Annotated in this window: 3 protein-coding genes and 1 pseudogene; all 4 read right to left on the bottom strand. The window is 70.9% G+C overall.

Annotated elements, in window-relative coordinates:
* Positions 1-85 precede the first annotated feature (85 nt).
* Complete coding sequence (locus GT042_RS14010; RefSeq protein ID WP_237530787.1) at positions 86-691, bottom strand: ATP/GTP-binding protein; 606 nt, start codon at positions 689-691, stop codon at positions 86-88.
* Positions 669-1,034, bottom strand: coding sequence for a DUF742 domain-containing protein (locus tag GT042_RS14005; RefSeq protein ID WP_327235900.1), 366 nt, complete (start codon positions 1,032-1,034; stop codon positions 669-671). The genes GT042_RS14010 and GT042_RS14005 overlap by 23 nt, the downstream gene beginning before the upstream one ends.
* Positions 1,031-1,447 (bottom strand): roadblock/LC7 domain-containing protein, encoded by a 417-nt coding sequence (locus tag GT042_RS14000; protein WP_161309034.1) that lies wholly within the window; start codon positions 1,445-1,447, stop codon positions 1,031-1,033. The genes GT042_RS14005 and GT042_RS14000 overlap by 4 nt, the downstream gene beginning before the upstream one ends.
* Positions 1,448-1,450: 3 nt before the next feature.
* A pseudogene (locus GT042_RS13995) lies at positions 1,451-1,749 on the bottom strand (hypothetical protein); the annotation flags it as partial.

The following is a 1,749-nucleotide window of genomic DNA, read 5'->3' as shown; positions in this document are numbered from 1 at the left end:
GGTGCAGGCGGGGTCGCGGGCGCAGGCGGGGTCGCGGGCGCGTCCGGGGCGGCGGCCTCGGCGGAGTCCGGAGTGACGGGCGTGGTCATCGTGCGGGCTCCGGGGTCAGGGTGAGGAGGTGGGTGACCAGTTCGACGAGTGCGTTCTTGGCGCTCGCGTGGTCGCGGGCGTCACAGATCACCAGCGGCGTCTCCGGCGCGAGGTCCATCGCGTCCCGGAGCTGGGGGAGTTCGTACGTGGGCGCGCCGTCGAAGAGGTTGACCACCACCGCGTACGGCAGGCCGAGGTCCTCCATCAGGCCCAGGACCGGGTAACTGTCCCCGAGCTTGCGGGTGTCGGCCAGCACGAGCGCGCCGAGGGCGCCGCGCGACAGGTCCGCCACGACGGACCAGAAGCGTTCCTGCCCGGGCGCCCCGAACAGGTACAGCACCAGGTCGTCGCTGAGCGAGAGCCGCCCGAAGTCCATCGCGACCGTCGTCGTGGTCTTGCCCGGCACCCCGCTGAGGTCGTCGGTGCCCTCGCTCGCGGTGGTCATCAACTCCTCGGTGAGCAAGGGGCGGATGGCCGACAACGTTTTCACGTACGTCGTCTTGCCGACCCCGAAATGGCCCGCGACCAGGATCTTGACGGCCGTCTCGTCGCCGCGCAGATGGGTGCCGGCGGCGGATTCAAAGCGCTTGGAGTCCAGCAAGGACCGCCTCCAGGATGTCTCGGTCGAGCGTCCTCGCCGTCAGGATCGTCGACCGTGTGGTGATGTGACCGCTCTCCATCAGGTCGGCGAGCACGATACGCAGCACACTGAGCGGCAGTTCCAGATGGCTCGCGATCTCCGCCACCGAAAGGGCGCCCTGGCCACAGAGGTTGAGCACCGCGCGCTGCTCCGGGGTGAGTTCGGCGCGGGACAGGTCGCTCTGGAGGATCATGACGAGGGTGACGGCGTCGAACGTGTTGCGGCTGGGCGCGGACCGGCCTCCCGTGACGACGTACGGGCGCACCAGGCCGCTGCCCCGGCCCTGCCGGGCCGGCGGAGTCACGAGCCGGCGCCTGTGACGACCCGCGAGGCGATGCCCAATTGCTGGCCGAGCCGGTCGACCGTCTCCTCCATCGCGTACGACACGTTCTCGACGTCCGCGTCCCCGTCGGCGGAGACCGCCAGGTAGGAGCCGTCCCCGGCGGCCATGGCGAAGAGGTAGCCGCCCCGGTACTGGATCATGGTCATCTCCCACGCCCCCTCGCAGTCGGCGAATTCGGCCGCCTCACGGCTGAGCGCCTGCATGCCGGAGACGGCGGCCGCCATCCGGTCGGCCATGTCCCGCTCGACCCCCTCGGAGGAGGCGGACATCAACCCGTCGGAGGACAGCAGGATCGCGCGGAGCGTGTGGGGGGTCCTGAGCAGCTCGTCCAGAATCCAGCCGAGGTCACCCACCTTGGAAACTGAGTTCGTCATGGGTCAGTCGTCCTCTCGTTCTGATTCCGAAGTACGGCGGTCTTGTGCGTTGCGGACGCCCCGGGCGAAGGCCCCGACGTTGCGGCTGGTGCGGACGGGGGGCGCGGGCACGGAGCGTTCCTCGGGGAGGGCGCGTGCGGTGGTACGGCGACGGCGCTGCGGGAGGCCGTCGGGCCGGAGCAGGAGTTCGTCGGGGTCGTCGGCGGACTCCGGCTGCCGGGGCACGTTCTTGCCGGTGCCCCGGGTCGCGGGGTCGTCCGTGCCGGACTTCGTGGCGGACTTCGTGGCGGACTTCGTGGCGG

The organism is Streptomyces sp. SID3212 (genome assembly GCF_009865405.1).
Taxonomy (GTDB): domain Bacteria; phylum Actinomycetota; class Actinomycetes; order Streptomycetales; family Streptomycetaceae; genus Streptomyces.
Note: the sequence above shows the minus strand (reverse complement) of the source record. Positions and strands in the feature narration are given on the sequence as shown.